The following is a 14,153-nucleotide window of genomic DNA, read 5'->3' as shown; positions in this document are numbered from 1 at the left end:
TCACCGCTCGGCCGAGGTCACCGTTCCACCTCGGCTGGGTCGTCCGGCGCGGAACCTGCGCTGCAGGAGCAGCGAACCCGCCCCGATGACGAGACCACCGAGTGTCCCGAGAGCCATATTCAGGCCGACTCTCGGGGTGGTCGGTGTCATCGGCACCAGGGCGGGCGTCAGCACTGTCGTCTCGATCCGGCGCGACCGACTCCCTCGCGTTGACGTCTGCCTCACCAGCTGCTCACCGACCGCGTTGGCGATGTCGGCGGCCCTGAAGGGGTTCACGTCGGTGACGGTGATCTCCAGCACGCCGGAGCCGGGTCGCTGCCGGACCTGGATCAGGTCGACCAGGGCCTGCGACGACAGTTCCAGCTCGAGCGCCTGCCGGACGCCCTCGAGCACGTCGGACGAGGTGGCGGCCTCGGCCTCGGCGGCAAGCCGCTGCCGGCTGACGCTGGAACCGACCGGGCCCCCGGCGGTGTCGGCGACCGACAGCCGGGTCCTGGAGGTGTAGTGCGGGGTCGTCGTCACCGTCACCGCCAGCACCAGCACCAACGTCGCCAGGACGATGATGGCCATGGTCAGCCACTCGGTACGCAGCGCCCGCACCGCCGGCTGAAGCCGCTGCCACCGACCGCTCCTCCGCCGCCGCTCAACCTGATCTGGACTCATCTCAGCCCCAACCCGGGGATCCGCTCCAGGTCACTGACCAGAAAGCCGGACAACGTGCGGGCATAGGTCGCGGTCAGATGGTGGGCGTCCCGGTACACCAGCACTCTGCCGATGATCGGTGCGCAGCGCGGGGCCGGGCAGATCTGCGGGGTGAGGTCCACCATCCAGACCCGGCTCAGACCTGCCACGGCCGATCCGGAGGTCCCGTTCTTCCGCAGCGCGACCGCGCGGTCGACGGCGCACCGGGTGAGCTCGCCCCGGTGCCTGGCCACGCACTCGGGAATGTCCAGCCCCACATGCGGTGTGTCACGGATGACGACGACCGGGATGCCGGCTCTGGCGATCCCCCGGTAGGCCGCCCGCTGCGCCTTGGCGTAGCGCTCAGCCGCATTGGCGCTCGTCCCCCGCCCCGATCCGGCAGCCGCCATCGAGTAGCCGAAGCTGCTGACCAGGAGGAGGTCGGGTTTCCGCTCCGCGAGCGCTTGCCTGAGATTGCGGTTCCACCGCGTGCACGAGGCATACGGCCTCCCCTGCTGATCCAGGACGTCACCGTTGACCACCGGACAGGACGACTTCGTGTAGGAGTCCAGGATCCAGCCCCGGTCCCGGGCGGCCAGCCTGAGGGCGGGGACCCACTGCGCCGCATGCGAGTCACCGGCGATGGCGACCCGCAACGACCCTCGACCGTAGCGGTACTCGCAGAGCTTCGCCTCATCCTTGAACTTGTCCAGGTGGCAGCCCTGGGCGTAGACGGAGGGGTTGTCCTGGTAGGCCGACTGGACGCTGGGGGTGAAGAAAGTGACATCGTCGGTCGGGTCACCGGCGCCTGGGTCGACCGCCAGCACCTCGGCGCCCCACAGCTCGCGCGTCGGTCCGCCGGCGGCAGTCTGACCGGGGCGGACCAATGCCGGCGAGTACGGCGGTGGGGGCACCTCCGGAAAGAGCGACACATGCAGCAGCAGTCCGGCCAACAGGGCGACCAGCGTCACCAGAATGCCGACCTTGAAGGTGCGCACCTTGCTGTTCGCCAGACTGCGGCTCACCTGGGCGGGGCGCTCGACGTACCTCCAGCTCAGCCAGGCCGGCGCGACGGCAAGCATCACCACAGCCAGCCCGACGGCCGGACTCAGGCCCTCGAACAGGGCCGTCGCCACCACCAGCAGCGGCCAGTGCCACAGATACAACGAGTAGGACAGGTCGCCCGCCCAGGTCAGCGGCCGGAGACTGAGCAGGGCGGCGGGGCCGGCCGGGCCGGCCGTCGACCCTGCCAGGATCATGGCGGCGGCGCCCAGTGTCGGGACCAGCGCCAGCATCCCGGGATAGGCCAGGGAGCTCGAGTAGGCCAGTACGGCGAAGACCACCGCGGCGAGACCCACCCAGCCGACCAGCACCGCGGCCGGCCGCGGCAGTCGTCGGGCCCGGGCCGGCAGCAGGGCAAGAGTCGCACCGACCGCCACCTCCCAGACCCGGGTGGTGGTCAGGAAGTAGGCCGCCCCGGGGGTCGCCGCCGTCGTGTGGACAGACCAGGCCAGCGAGAGCAGCAGAACGCCGAGCGCGGCCGCCAGCGGCGCCAGTTGGACAGCAGCCAGCCGACGTCGGGGATGGAGCGGGGCCGACCTGGCAGCGATCCGGACCGCCCAGGTCACGGCCAGCAGCAGCGCGGGCCAGAGCAGGTAGTACTGCTCCTCGATCGCCAGCGACCAGTAGTGCTGCAGCGGACTGGCCGCCGCATCCTGAGCCAGGTAGTCCACCGACCGGTCCGCCAGCGACCAGTTGACCCAGTAGAGCGAGCTGGCGACCGCATCGCTGGCCGCGTCAGACCAGCGCGAGACGGGTAGCAGAAGGGCCGTCAGGACGACGGTGGCGACGATGACCGTGGCGGCCGCCGGCAGGATGCGCCTGATCCTGCGGGCATAGAAGCTGCTCAGCCTGATGGTGCCGGTCGATCGCAGCTCACGCAGCAGGATGCCGCTGATCAGGTAGCCGGAGATCACGAAGAAGACGTCGACGCCGACGAAGCCGCCGGAGAACCCGGGGATCTTGGCGTGGAAGAGCAGCACAGCGATCACCGCGACGCCCCGCAGTCCCTGGATGTCGAGACGGCGGCCCGGCTCGGACTCGCCCGGCGAGACGACGGCCAGCTCGCGTCGGCGCGTCTGCACGACAGACACACGTCCTCCTAGCCTCGACGAACGGACCGGCACACCGAACCTCAGCAGTGCCCCCAGGTCGGCTGGCGTACGGAGAACCCCACCTCGCGCGGAGGTAGCCTACCAATCCCGCCCGGCGAACGAACAATTGTTCCGTGTCCCGCAGGGGTATCGGACGCGTGACGCCCGGTCGTAGTCTGAGGCTCTGGCGCCAGTCCCGGGCGCGCCTGTACGGGCAGGAGTTGGACAATGACAGCACGCTCGACCCTCCGCCTGCTGTGGACAGCAGTGCTGGCCGCCCTGCTGAGCCTCGCGCTTGCGGGTACGGCTGTGGCCCATCCCGGCAGCCCGCATCGGACGGTGTTTCCCACCCGGATCGCGCTGCCGGACGGATTCCAGCCGGAAGGCATCACCGTCGGGAAGGGCGCGGTGGCCTACCTTGGGTCGCTGGTCGACGGCGACATCTACGCGGCCAACCTGCGCACCGGCGCAGGCAAGGTGATCAGCCAGGGGCCGGGTACGCCGGCCGTCGGTCTTAAGGCCGACCGACGGGGCCGGCTGTTCGTGGCCGGCGGACCGGCCGGTAACGGCCGTGTGGTCGACATCCGCACCGGCCGGACGCTGCGGACCTACTCGTTCACCACCGGCGCCAGCTTCGTCAACGACGTCGTGATCGCCGGTCGCACCGTCTGGTTCACCGACTCACAGCAGGCTCAGCTCTACGGGCTTCCTCTCGGTCGCCACGGTCGGCTACCCGCCTCCTCGAAGGTGATCCGGCTGACGCTGACCGGCGACTGGGTGCAGCAGGCGGGCTTCAACGCCAACGGGATCGTCACCACCCCCGACCGACGAGGATTGCTGGTGGTGCAGTCGACCACCGGCTACCTGTTCCGCGTGAACCAGCGCACCGGCGTCGCGACCAGGGTCGACCTCGGCGGGACCCTGCTGCAGAACGGCGATGGGCTTCTCCGCCAGGGCCGCCGGCTCTATGTGGTGCAGAACCAGCTGAACTCGGTGGCCGTGCTCACCCTCAACCACTCCGGCACCCGAGCCAGGTTGGTCGACCGGCTGACCAGCCCGGACTTTGACATCCCCACCACTGTCGCCTCGTTCGGCCGGAGTCTCTATCTCCCCAATGCCCGGTTCAACACTCCCCCGACCCCGCAGACGCACTACTGGGTGAGCAGGCTCACCCGCTGACCAGCTGGCGCGAGTCAACCGGCCACAGCGGTGTTCAGCAACAGATGCGCCATCGGAAGCAGCCGCGACTCCTTGAGCGGCGCCAGCGGATCCGCTCCGGATGAGCCCTTCCGGAAGGCGCCGGGAGGCGTGGCATAGACCTGGGCGAACCGCCGCGAGAAGTGGTACGGGTTGCTGTAGCCACTGCGCTCGGCGATCTCGGCGATGGTGGCATTGCTGCGCTGCAGCGAGACGGCGGCCCGCGCCAGCCGGACCAGTTCCAGCGCCCGCACCGGACCGCAGCCATAGCTGTCCCGGAACAGCCGGAACAGGTGCCCGACCGAGACGTTCGCCGCCTCGGCGATCTCGTCGGCCGTCACGATCCGCATCCCACTGGTGCTCCACACCCGGCGCACGTACTCGACCACCTCCGCGACATGACCCGGCAACTGGGGGAAACCCGGTCCGAGCGGGCCGGTGACGAAGATGTCCAGCAGCAGCTGCACCATCTCGTCGCTGCGCCGCCGAGCCGCCTCGGACTCCGAGCCGGCCAACTCCAGCAGATAGCTGCTGAGACCCTGCAGGATGGGGATGCCCGACAGCTGACGGACCGTCGGCCAGTCGGCTGCCGGTGGCAGGGCGCCCAGCTCGAGCACCTGGAAGTGAACATAAGCATGCCGAGAGCTCCGGTCCCGATCCCACTGGTAGGAGTCCCGGGTGCCGGCCCGGGCCAGTGCGATCATGCCGGGGCGCAGCAACTGGCTGTCCTCGGCCAGCACGGCCCCGGCGGCATCGAGCTGCTGCGATCGCCACACCGCGCTGCCCTCCAACAGCCAGACCAGCTCGAAGTCCGTCAACAGCCGCGGTCCATAGCTCGAACCGGGGCGGTAGTCGGCAACCAGAACCCGGCTCCGGGTCACCACCTGAAGGGTCGGCAATGTCACTATCAGATAGTAATGCGCGTGGTAGTGGCATTGGATCCGCCACCGGAATCTGCGAGTTTGAGTACACCGCGCGGCACGCTACGGCTGTGGCCCGCGGTCTTCTGTGCCAAGACGAGAAAGGAACTCCGGTGACCACCGCGACCGAACAGCAGCAACGCCCCCTCACCATCTTCGACCAGGCGGGCCCCGACCTGGTGGACTACTACCACGAGAACGGCTTCGCGCTGTTGGGCAACGCCCTCAGCCCGGCCGAGGTCGCCGAGATCAACGCCGAGGCGGAGCGGCTCTGCCGCGGCGACCTCGGCGAGATCGACGCCCAGCGTCCGGTCAGCGGGACCGAGTCCAGCGAGGACCTGCTGCGGCGTTTCCTCTGCATCCACTACCCGCACAAGGTGTCGGAGGTGGCACTGCGGGCGTTGAAGAACCCGCGGATCGCGGCAGCGCTGACCGGTGTGATCGGGCCCAACGTCAAGGCCATGCAGTCGATGTTGTTCATCAAGTCGGAGGGCAAGCCCGGCCAGGCCTGGCATCAGGACGAGTTCTTCATCCCGACCCGCGATCGGTCGCTGACCGCTGTCTGGATCGCCCTGGACGACGCCACCATCGAGAACGGCTGCCTCTGGGTGCTGCCCGGATCGCATCGCCGCGGCGTGATCTACCCGGCCCGTGAGCAGGACGACCCGCGATTCGACTGCACCACCGAGGCGTACGACTTCCCCTACAGCGACGCCGACTCGGTGCCGGTCGAGATCCCCGCCGGGACCGCCGTCATCTTCAACGGCTACCTGCTGCACCGCTCGCTGCAGAACTCCGGCAAGCACGGTTACCGCCGGGCGCTCGCCAACCACTACATGAGCGCAGAGTCGCTGCTGCCCTGGCGGCAGCCGCAGCAGGGAGAACACATGGCGATCACCGACTACCGCGACATCGTGATGATCGCGGGCGAGGATCCGTACGCCTACAAGGGTCTGGCCGACATCAGCCGGCCCTACTCCCGCCCGGACAAGGACGGAGGCTGCGACCGATGACGGCCACCGAACTCGGTACCCGCACCGGCTGGGAGACCAGCCGTCGGAGGTTTCTGAGCATCAGCGGCCTCGCGCTCGGTGGCGCGGCGGTCGGCCTCGGCGCGGCCGGCTGCGGCACCGCCAAGACCGGCAACGACGTGAACGGTGCTGCCAAGGGCCGACCCGGTGCTGCCGGGGAGACGCTGTTCGTCTCCGGGTTCCAGTGGGGCCCGCCGACCAACTTCAACCCGGTCGGCCCCTCACCAGCCTGGCCGACGGGTGGCGGAAGCATCCAGCTGATCTATGAGACGCTGGTCCGCTTCAACATGGTCGACGGCTCACTCCAGCCCGGCCTCGGCACCGAGCTGAAGGAGAACGACGGCGGCAAGTCCTTCACCGTCGCCCTCCAAGAAGGCACCAAATGGTCCGACGGCAAGGACCTCACCGCCGACGACGTCGTCTTCACCTTCGAGATCGCCAAGGACGCGTCTCTGTCCTACTCCAACGTGTGGGAATACCTGGAATCGGTCAGCGCCACCGACCCCCGCACCGTCGAGTTCAAGGTCAAGGCCAAACCGTTCAACCCGCTCCCGGTCAAGAACGCCATCGCCGGCACCTACATCATCCCCAAACACATCTGGGAAGAGTTCGCCACCGCCAAGACCCTCGCCAAGCAGGCCAACACCAAACCCGTCGGCTCCGGACCGTTCCTGCTCGACAAGTACGACCAGACCCAGATCACGCTGAAGCGGCGTGACGACTACTGGGGCAAGGCCATCTTCGGGACACCGGCGATGACTGCCGTGGTGCATCCGGTCTTCAAGACGGGCAATGACGGGGACATCAAGCTGCAGAGCGGTGATATCGACGCGAGCCAGCAGTTCACGCCGCAGATCTGGAAGATGTGGGAGGACAAGAAGAAGCCGATCCACACCTGGCTGAAGGAGAAGCCCTACTACCTGCCGGGCAACATCCCGCTGCTGCAGATCAACCAGACCGTCAAGGGCCTCGACAACCCCAAGGTCCGCCAGGCCATCGCCTACGCCATCGACACCCCCAACATCGCCAGCACCGCCATGTCGGACTACTCCGAACCGGCCAACGCCAGCCTCATCCTGCCCACCGGCTTCGAGGAGGCGTTCTACGACAAGGATGCCGTGGCCAAGGACGGCTGGACGTTCGACAAGAACAAGGCCGTTGAGATCCTGGAGAAGGAGCTCAAGGCCAAGAAGGGCTCCGACGGCATCTACAAACTCCCCGACGGCACCCGACTCGGCCCCTGGACCCTGATCACCCCCACCGGCTGGACCGACTGGAACACCGCCTGCGAAATCGTCGCCAAGTCCTGCCAAGCCGTCGGCATCGACGTCAAAACCGAGTTCCCCCAAGCACCCAACGTCACCTCCAAAATGCAGAACGGCGACTTCCAACTCGCCTGCTGGAGCGCCTCCGGCGTCAGCCCCGCCAGCCCCTGGAGCCGCTTCCGCGACCTCCTCGACGACCGCGGCGCCGCCCCCGTCGGCAAAACCACCTTCTACAACTTCACCCGCTTCAAGCACCCCGACGTCCCCAAGCTCCTCGACGACGCCGGCGCAGCCACCACCGACGACGAACGCAAAACCATCTACCAAAAGCTCGACGCCATCTACCGCCAAACCATCCCCGTCGTCCCCCTCATGTACCGCCCACTCGAGTTCTACGAGTTCAACGAATCCAACTGGACCGGCTTCCCCACCGAAGCCAACCCCTACGCCCCACCCATGTGGCAAGGAGCCGGCATCACCTGGCTCTTCAAGATCAAGAAGGTCGGCACCTAAGACCGAGGTGCAGCCTGGACCGCCTGTCCGGTGAGCGCGCCCCACCCGGGCGCGCTCACTCGGCAGACGGATCCGGGTTGCACCGGGTGGATTCCGGTGATGTTGCCGGTGGCCACCAGCTGGCCAGCCAGCAGCGGCCGGCCCCTACGGGCCAGCGTGCTCAGCGCGAACGCGAAGGCCTGACCGAGCCCGCCGGGGATCTGCGCCGCAGTGGCCCGGCCGACGACAGACCCGTCGATCTCCGTCTCCGCCACCAACTCGATCTCATCGAGTTCGGTCCAGTTCGCGATCTCCGGTCCGAGCAGCAGGCCGTTGTTGTTGCCGAAGTCCGCGGTGATGACCAGCGGGCCAAGGTCATTGATGTCGGGCAGCGGGCTGCTCGCCACCTCCATCCCCAGCAGCAGAGTGGCCGGATGGGCTCTCGCCTGCTCAGCCGTCCAGTCCACCCGATCGGTCGGCTGATCGGCCTCCATCCGGAGCACGAACTCGGCCTCAACTGCGGCGAAGCCTTGGCCGAAGACCTCGAAGGGCGCCGGCTCGCTGCCCTGCTGGGCGGCGGTCTGACCTGCCCAGATGGGCCCGAGCAGCCGGTCCGCGCCGGAGCGTTCGCGCTTCTCGACCGGGATGTAGCCCACCTTCCAGCCCACCAGCCGGTCGGCCCACAGGTCGATCCCCCGGTCCTGGATGGCGTAGGCCCCGGCGAGATCGTCCGGCAGCACGCCCGGGAAGCCGGCCAGGGACGCTCCCGCCTTCCGGGCACCGGTGAGGATGGCTGCGGTCTCTTCGTACGTGCTGATGATCCCTGTCCTTCGCTGTTGTCCTGCTGCCCTACGGATTGCTGTGAGCGCCGTCTCGGCTCGACCCTAGCGCCCTGGAACGCCGAAACGGCGCCCGCCCCGGTGGGGTGGGCGCCGTGTCGGCGTTGCGATCGGTGGTCAGCCGGCCTTGCTGAAACCGGCGGCCTCGGCCGCCTCCTCAGACTGGAACCAGACCTCCGCGATCGTCTGGTCGTACCACTGCGACTCGGTGGTGTGGTACTTCATCGAGTCCTCGTTGCCCTTGATCTCGAAGCCGGCCGGCGGCTCGGCGCCGCGGAAGGACCCCTCGCCGTAGTCCTTGGCGTCGGTCGACGTCGCCTCGGTCTCCTCGGCCGTGACGGCTTCGGTCGGCTGCTCCACCCGCTCGGCCGGGGCGGCCGGGGTGGCCGAAGCGGCCTTCTTGGCCGCGACGGTGGGCCGGGAGTTCGCCTTCCGGCTGTCCTCCACGGACTCCGTGACCAGCTCGATCACGGCCATCGGCGCGTTGTCGCCCTTGCGCGGGCCAACCTTGGTGATGCGGGTGTAGCCGCCGTCACGTCCCTCGAAGGTCGGGGCGATCTCGGTGAACAGCACGTGCACGACGGACTTGTCCCGGATGGTGCTCATCACCTGACGGCGGGCGTGCAGATCGCCACGCTTGGCCTTGGTGATCAGCTTCTCCGCGAGCGGACGCAACCGCCGGGCCTTCGCCTCGGTGGTCACGATCCGGGAGTGCTCGAACAGCTGGCTGGCCAGGTTGGCCAGGATGATCCGCTCGTGGGACGGGCTTCCGCCCAGTCGAGCGCCCTTGGTGGGTGTAGGCATGTCTTATCTCTCCAGTAGGTTCAGCCAGCTCAGTACTGCTCGGTCTCGGTGAAGTCGCCTTCTTCTTCCTCATCGAGATCGTCGTACCGACCGATGGCGGTCAGCGGGTCAAAGCCAGGTGCGCTGTCCTTGAGCGACAGGCCCATTTCGTGCAGCTTCAGCTTGACCTCGTCGATCGACTTGGAGCCGAAGTTGCGGATGTCGAGCAGATCCTGCTCGCTGCGCGAGACGAGCTCGCTGACAGTGTGGATGCCCTCACGCTTGAGGCAGTTGTAGGAGCGCACGGTCAGGTTCAGATCCTCGACCGGCAGCGCCAGATCGGCGGCCAGCTGCTCGTCGATCGGCGAAGGGCCGATCTCGATGCCCTCGGCCTCGACGTTCAGCTCACGGGCCAGGCCGAAGAGCTCGACCAGCGTCCGACCAGCGGACGCGACCGCGTCGCGCGGGCGGATGGCCGACTTGGTCTCGACGTCGATGATCAGCCGATCGAAGTCGGTCCGCTGCTCGACCCGGGTGGCCTCCACCTTGTACGTCACCTTCAGCACCGGCGAGTAGATGGAGTCGACCGGGATCCGGCCGATCTCCGCGTCAGCCATCTTGTTCTGCACGGCAGAGACGTAGCCGCGGCCGCGCTCGACCACCAGCTCCATCTCGAGCTTGCCGGTGTCATTCAGGGTGGCGATGTGAAGCTCGGGGTTGTGCACCTCGACACCGGCAGGCGGTGCGATGTCGGCTGCGGTGACCGCGCCGGCGCCGGCCTTGCGCAGGTACATCGTGACCGGCTCGTCCTCTTCGGAGGAGACGACCAGTCCCTTGAGGTTGAGGATCATCTCGGTGACATCCTCGACGACGCCCTCCAAGGTGGAGAACTCGTGCAGGTTGCCGTCGATCTTGATGCTGGTCACGGCCGCGCCGGGGATCGACGACAGCAGCGTGCGACGCAGCGAGTTGCCGAGCGTGTAGCCGAAGCCCGGCTCCAGCGGCTCGATGGAGAACCGGGACCGGTTGTCGGAGACAACCTCCTCGGTCAAGGTGGGGCGTTGTGCGATAAGCATCTCTTCTTCTTCCTTCCCCGTGACGACCACTATTTGACGACACGGAAACCATCGACGTATCCGACGCCGACGGTCCGCCCTTCGACGAGCTCAGGGCGCGTTCTGCTTTCGCCCTTCGACAAGCTCAGGGCGCGTTCTGCTTTCGCCCTTCGACAAGCTCAGGGCGCGTTCTGCTTCCGCCCTTCGACGAGCTCAGGGCGCGGAACGCGCTCTGAGCCTGTCGAAGAGCGGTGTGCTGCTACTTGGAGTAGAGCTCGACGATCAGCTGTTCCTGAACGTCGATGACGATCTGCTGCCGGATCGGCAGCTGGTGGATCAGGATTCGCATGCGGTTGGGCAGGGCATCCATCCAGGCCGGCACGTCCCGCTCGGAGTGGGTCTCGCGAGCCACCACCAGTGGGTGCAGGTTCAGCGACTTCTCCTTGACGTCGATGACGTCGTGGGCGCTGACCCGGTAGGACGGGATGTTGACCTTCTCGCCGTTGACCAGGAAGTGGCCGTGCACAACGAGCTGGCGGGCCTGGCGACGGGTGTTGGCGAAGCCTGCGCGGTAGACCACGTTGTCGAGGCGGGACTCCAGGATCTGGAGCAGCCGGTCACCGGTCCTGCCGGAGTGCCGGTTGGCCTCTTCGTAGTAGCGACGGAACTGCTTCTCCAGGACGCCGTAGGCGAACCGCGCCTTCTGCTTCTCGCGCAGCTGGAGCGAATACTCCGAGTCCTTCGTGCGGCCGCGGCCGTGCACGCCGGGCGGGTAGGGACGGCGCTCGAACGCCTTGTCGCCACCGACCAGGTCAACACCCAGCCGACGCGACTTCTTGGTCATGGGACCGGTATAGCGGGCCATAGTTCGTTAAGTCCTTTTGGTATTCAGAGATCGAGTCGGGATTAGACGCGGCGGCGCTTGGGTTGGCGGCAGCCGTTGTGTGGCACGGGGGTGACGTCCGAGATCGCGCCGACCTCCAGGCCGATCGCACCGAGCGAACGGATGGCGGTCTCGCGGCCGGAGCCGGGTCCCTTGACGAACACGTCGACTCTCTTCATGCCGTGCTCCATCGCGCGACGTCCGGCAGCCTCGGCTGCCATCTGGGCGGCGAACGGAGTGGACTTACGCGAGCCCTTGAAGCCGACAGTGCCGGCTGAGGCCCAGGCGATCACGGCACCGGTGGGATCGGTGATCGAGATCACGGTGTTGTTGAACGTGCTCTTGATGTGAGCGTGGCCGGCGACCACGTTCTTCTTCTCTTTGCGGCGCACCTTCTTGGCGCCGGCGTTGCGGCCTGCTGTAGCCATAAGTCTTGGTTTCTCCTGGAGATTCAGTCTGGAGGTGGGTGCTCAGTGTCGAGACGGGTAGTCCGGAGGGACTACCGCGCCTTCTTCTTGCCGGCGACCGGACGCTTCGGTCCCTTGCGTCCACGGGCGTTGGTGCGAGTGCGCTGGCCACGGACGGGCAGCCCACTGCGGTGACGACGGCCCTGGTAGGAGCCGATCTCGACCTTGCGCCGGATATCGGAAGCCACCTCGCGGCGGAGGTCACCCTCGACCTGGTAGTGGGCTTCGATGTGGTCACGCAGAGCTACGAGATGCTCGTCGGTGAGTTGGTGGACACGGAGGTCGCCACTGATCTGAGTGGCCTCCAGGGTCTCCAGTGCGCGGGTACGACCCACGCCGAAGATATAGGTGAGTGCGACCTCGAGACGCTTGTCGCGTGGGAGGTCGACACCAATGAGGCGTGCCATCAGGCGGTTCTACCTTTCATCTGACGAAGGTGTCTGGCGTGACGCGTCCCTGCCGCCTAGACGGACCATGGGGTTCGCCAACAGGGCCTCGGCCTTCGCTCCGAGGGTGGGACCGGATTGCTCCGGCCTTGCGGTCACGCTTTTTCAGTTGGTCCCAGTCGCGTACGGCTCGCGTACGTCACGGGTGGTGCTACGGCCCGACGGCAGACAGACTCAGGAAGTCAGCCCTGACGCTGCTTGTGGCGCGGGTTGTCGCAGATCACCATCACGCGACCGTGCCGGCGGATCACCTTGCACTTGTCGCAGATCTTCTTGACGCTCGGCTGAACCTTCATCGAGCTTCTTTCTGGAATCGGCGCCGGGCCTGTCCCGCACTCGTGCAGGACACACTCGACGTGTGGTGGATTGATGCAGCCGTCCGGTGGTGCAGACGGTGGTCACTTGTGCCGGTAGACGATCCGTCCGCGGGTCAGATCGTAGGCCGAGAGCTCGACGACAACACGGTCCGCGGGAAGAATGCGGATGTAGTGCTGACGCATCTTGCCACTGATCGTGGCCAGCACCTTGTGACCGTTGGCCAGCTCCACGCGAAACATCGCGTTCGGAAGTGCCTCAACGACGGTGCCCTCCAGCTCTAGAGCGCCCTCTTTCTTCGCCATAAACTCTCAATCTGTTGTTGCTCAGACAGTGACTCACCCGGCATAGGTGACCGACAGGACACTTTACGCCAGAATCCCGTGCGGCCCAAATTGTCCCCAGCGACCTGGGCCGGGCCGCACGCGCGAGCACGCCTCAGCTGACCCGGACCTCGGCAGCCCCGAGCCTGATCCGGTCACCGCGAACAAGCTGACGCCCCCGCCGGGTCTCCACGACGCCGTTGACCTGCACCGCTCCCCTGGCCAGCAGAGCCTTGGCGTCGGCGCCCTGGTCGACCAGGTTCGCCAGCTTGAGCAGCTGACCGAGCCTGATGCTGTCACCCTCGATCGTCACGTCCACCATCGATCACGCCGTCTGCAGCTGGCGCTGGTAGAACTTCTCGACGCTCTCCCGCAGCGCCTTGAGAATGTACGGCGGGAACTGGAGGCCCTGCTGGTGTGCCCACAGCAGCCGCGACTCCACCCGACCGACCTCGCGGGCGTAGCCCTCCAGGTCGTTGTCGAGCCCGAGGTCGACGACGACCCCTCCCATGTCCGCCTTGTACTTGTCCATGGCGTTCGTCCCAACCAGCCCGTAGGACCTCTCCCGGAGCAGCCGCGCCAGGAAGATCTGCCAGGGTCGGAGGACGTTGTTCTGGATCATCGAGGTGGCCGACATCTGGTAGAAGGCAAAGTGCCCCGGCTCCTGCTGCTTGATCGGAGTGATGATCGTCTCCGAGATGGCCGTCTCACCCATCTCCCGCAGGCCCCTGTTGATCTGGTTGTAGGCGAGCACGGCCTGCCGTTCCGTACTGGCGCCGGTGAGGTAGTAGAGCAGCCGGGCAACGTCTTGGATCGGCTTCAGGTGAGCCAGCGCACCGAGCACCTTGATCTTCGCCGACACGTCGAGGTGCGGCTCGGCCGGTGCCCGGCCGAGGTCCTGCTGCAGCTGGTCGAGCACGACTCCGTGCTGGAGCTCCTGTGGCTGCCAGACGTCGGCGAAGAAGGTGCGGTTGGTGTCGTCGACATCGGGCAGCAGCACCAGCAGCTCGAGCACGTTCCGGTCGACCTCAAGCTCGACCCGAGCCAGGTAGTCGATGACGTGGCCGAACCGTCGCTTCACCAGCTCAGGACGCCGAATGGTCCGGTCGACCGTACTGGGGTCGATCGGGGGGTAGAGCTCACCCAGCCGCTGAACATGATCAGCGATCTTGCGCGGGGTGATCACTTGCCTGGGCATGCGCAGATTCTAGCGATCGGTTGAACCGGCAACCAACCTCGTTGGCCACCTCTTACGACACATTCAGGTTACGCCTGTGCGTCGCCGAGGCCGGCCGCCCCCGAG

The 14,153-nt window shown here is 67.1% G+C and carries 16 protein-coding genes; 3 read left to right on the top strand and 13 right to left on the bottom strand.

Annotation, left to right across the window (positions count from 1 at the left end; translation table 11 throughout):
• Positions 1-663 carry a YveK family protein gene (locus tag JOE57_RS12620; RefSeq protein ID WP_204918449.1) on the bottom strand — a complete coding sequence of 221 codons (663 nt, stop codon included), beginning with the start codon at positions 661-663 and terminating at the stop codon, positions 1-3.
• The gene (locus JOE57_RS12615) at positions 660-2,834 is read right to left on the bottom strand and encodes an SGNH hydrolase domain-containing protein (protein ID WP_204918447.1); all 2,175 of its coding nucleotides are present in this window, start codon (positions 2,832-2,834) and stop codon (positions 660-662) included. The genes JOE57_RS12620 and JOE57_RS12615 overlap by 4 nt, the downstream gene beginning before the upstream one ends.
• Before the next feature lie 228 nt (positions 2,835-3,062).
• Here JOE57_RS12615 and JOE57_RS12610 point away from each other — a divergent pair, with 228 nt between their 5' ends.
• On the top strand, positions 3,063-4,013 hold the full coding sequence (locus tag JOE57_RS12610) for an SMP-30/gluconolactonase/LRE family protein (RefSeq protein WP_204918445.1): 951 nt from the start codon (positions 3,063-3,065) through the stop codon (positions 4,011-4,013).
• A gap of 14 nt (positions 4,014-4,027) precedes the next feature.
• Here JOE57_RS12610 and JOE57_RS12605 read toward each other — a convergent pair whose 3' ends face one another.
• Positions 4,028-4,936 (bottom strand): helix-turn-helix domain-containing protein, encoded by a 909-nt coding sequence (locus JOE57_RS12605; protein ID WP_204918443.1) that lies wholly within the window; start codon positions 4,934-4,936, stop codon positions 4,028-4,030.
• A gap of 128 nt (positions 4,937-5,064) precedes the next feature.
• Here JOE57_RS12605 and JOE57_RS12600 point away from each other — a divergent pair, with 128 nt between their 5' ends.
• Together JOE57_RS12600 and JOE57_RS12595 are read left to right on the top strand one after the other, a co-directional pair.
• Positions 5,065-5,964, top strand: a complete 900-nt coding sequence (locus tag JOE57_RS12600) for a phytanoyl-CoA dioxygenase family protein (RefSeq protein WP_338041294.1) — start codon at positions 5,065-5,067, stop codon at positions 5,962-5,964.
• Entirely contained in the window at positions 5,961-7,760 is a 1,800-nt protein-coding gene (locus JOE57_RS12595) for an ABC transporter substrate-binding protein (protein ID WP_204918440.1), read from the top strand. The genes JOE57_RS12600 and JOE57_RS12595 overlap by 4 nt, the downstream gene beginning before the upstream one ends.
• On the opposite strand, the gene JOE57_RS12590 is transcribed toward JOE57_RS12595, so the two are convergent.
• The 10 genes from JOE57_RS12590 to JOE57_RS12545 form a co-directional block, all read right to left on the bottom strand.
• Positions 7,757-8,479, bottom strand: coding sequence for a 2-keto-4-pentenoate hydratase (locus JOE57_RS12590; RefSeq protein ID WP_204918438.1), 723 nt, complete (start codon positions 8,477-8,479; stop codon positions 7,757-7,759). The genes JOE57_RS12595 and JOE57_RS12590 overlap by 4 nt on opposite strands.
• 216 nt (positions 8,480-8,695) lie before the next feature.
• Positions 8,696-9,382: a 50S ribosomal protein L17, sunset domain variant gene (gene rplQ, locus JOE57_RS12585; protein WP_204918437.1), complete on the bottom strand. Its 687-nt coding sequence runs from the start codon at positions 9,380-9,382 to the stop codon at positions 8,696-8,698.
• Between the two features lie 29 nt (positions 9,383-9,411).
• On the bottom strand, positions 9,412-10,437 hold the full coding sequence (locus tag JOE57_RS12580; RefSeq protein WP_204918435.1) for a DNA-directed RNA polymerase subunit alpha: 1,026 nt from the start codon (positions 10,435-10,437) through the stop codon (positions 9,412-9,414).
• A gap of 238 nt (positions 10,438-10,675) precedes the next feature.
• Positions 10,676-11,281 (bottom strand): 30S ribosomal protein S4, encoded by a 606-nt coding sequence (gene rpsD, locus JOE57_RS12575; protein WP_204918433.1) that lies wholly within the window; start codon positions 11,279-11,281, stop codon positions 10,676-10,678.
• Positions 11,282-11,322: 41 nt separating this feature from the next.
• The gene (gene rpsK / locus JOE57_RS12570; protein WP_204918432.1) at positions 11,323-11,727 is read right to left on the bottom strand and encodes a 30S ribosomal protein S11; all 405 of its coding nucleotides are present in this window, start codon (positions 11,725-11,727) and stop codon (positions 11,323-11,325) included.
• Positions 11,728-11,798: 71 nt separating this feature from the next.
• Positions 11,799-12,173 (bottom strand): 30S ribosomal protein S13, encoded by a 375-nt coding sequence (gene rpsM / locus JOE57_RS12565; RefSeq protein WP_204918430.1) that lies wholly within the window; start codon positions 12,171-12,173, stop codon positions 11,799-11,801.
• A 221-nt stretch (positions 12,174-12,394) separates the two neighbouring features.
• Positions 12,395-12,508 carry a 50S ribosomal protein L36 gene (gene rpmJ / locus JOE57_RS12560; protein ID WP_002514836.1) on the bottom strand — a complete coding sequence of 38 codons (114 nt, stop codon included), beginning with the start codon at positions 12,506-12,508 and terminating at the stop codon, positions 12,395-12,397.
• 102 nt (positions 12,509-12,610) lie between these two features.
• Positions 12,611-12,832, bottom strand: coding sequence for a translation initiation factor IF-1 (infA, locus tag JOE57_RS12555; protein ID WP_091075514.1), 222 nt, complete (start codon positions 12,830-12,832; stop codon positions 12,611-12,613).
• A 133-nt stretch (positions 12,833-12,965) separates the two neighbouring features.
• A complete protein-coding gene (locus JOE57_RS12550) occupies positions 12,966-13,172 on the bottom strand; it encodes an RNA-binding S4 domain-containing protein (RefSeq protein ID WP_204918428.1) in 207 nt (68 codons plus the stop codon).
• A 3-nt stretch (positions 13,173-13,175) separates the two neighbouring features.
• Positions 13,176-14,048, bottom strand: a complete 873-nt coding sequence (locus JOE57_RS12545; RefSeq protein WP_204918426.1) for a GTP-binding protein LepA — start codon at positions 14,046-14,048, stop codon at positions 13,176-13,178.
• Between the last annotated feature and the right edge of the window lie 105 nt (positions 14,049-14,153).

It is taken from the genome of Microlunatus panaciterrae, assembly GCF_016907535.1.
GTDB classification, from domain to species: Bacteria; Actinomycetota; Actinomycetes; order Propionibacteriales; family Propionibacteriaceae; genus Microlunatus; species Microlunatus panaciterrae.
The sequence above is the reverse complement of the archived record's forward strand: the minus strand, read 5'-3'. Positions and strand labels throughout refer to the sequence as shown.